This window comes from Collinsella sp. AM33-4BH, from assembly GCF_003469205.1.
GTDB lineage: Bacteria > Actinomycetota > Coriobacteriia > Coriobacteriales > Coriobacteriaceae > Collinsella.
This window is the reverse complement of record NZ_QSIN01000032.1, coordinates 1-752: the sequence shown is the minus strand read 5'-3', so window position 1 is coordinate 752 and position 752 is coordinate 1. Positions and strand designations below refer to the sequence as shown.

Annotated in this window: 1 protein-coding gene; it reads left to right on the top strand. The window is 65.7% G+C overall.

Going from position 1 to position 752, the window contains the following annotated elements; genetic code table 11:
- The coding region (locus DW821_RS10095; RefSeq protein WP_147487050.1) for a sensor histidine kinase at positions 1 to 351 on the top strand (351 nt) is incomplete at its 5' end.
- Positions 352 to 752 lie beyond the last annotated feature (401 nt).

The following is a 752-nucleotide window of genomic DNA, read 5'->3' as shown; positions in this document are numbered from 1 at the left end:
GCGCCCGAGGCCCCGCTCGACCGAACCGCCCTGGCGCGAGCCGCCGCGAACCTCGTGGCCAACGCCGCCGAGCACGCGCGCTCGCGCGTGGCGGTCTCCTGCGACGTCGCGGGCGGACACCTCGTCATCGAGGTGGCCGACGACGGACCGGGCTTCTCTCCCGCCGCCCTCGAACGCGGCTGCGAGCGCCTCTTCACAGACGACTCGTCCCGCTCCTCGCGCGACGGAGGCCGCCACTACGGGCTCGGCCTCCACGTCGCCTCCGAGGCCGCGAGCGCCCACGGGGGCTCCGTCTCGCTCGCCAACAGCCCCTCGGGCGGCGCGGTGGCCACCATCGCGGTCCCCCTGTGAGGCCTGACGACTCAGGCCCCCACACCGGCGTGCCTCGCAACCAAACGCTTCCCGGATAATTCATGAGGCCGTACTCGTATTCGAGCCTGCCTATCTCTGCGGCAAGCGCCTCCGTCATGTAGAAGGTTTTCGTGCGGCCCGTCGACTTCGCCAGGCGGTCGTACCTGTTCGCGAGGTCCTCGGGGGTTCTCAGGGCTGCGGTGGCGGTTGCCATGATGCACCTCCCGGTTAGATGTAATACGTGTATTACTTTCTATCACATCACCCGAACCCCGCACCGGCGTACGGTCGTATCTGCTATTTTACCTTACATTTTGTCAACCGGCCCATGCTCGGCTTGTTCAGCCAGATTAAATCAACTGCCTTGATTGGCAACTTCATCCGAACACTTCCCACATTCA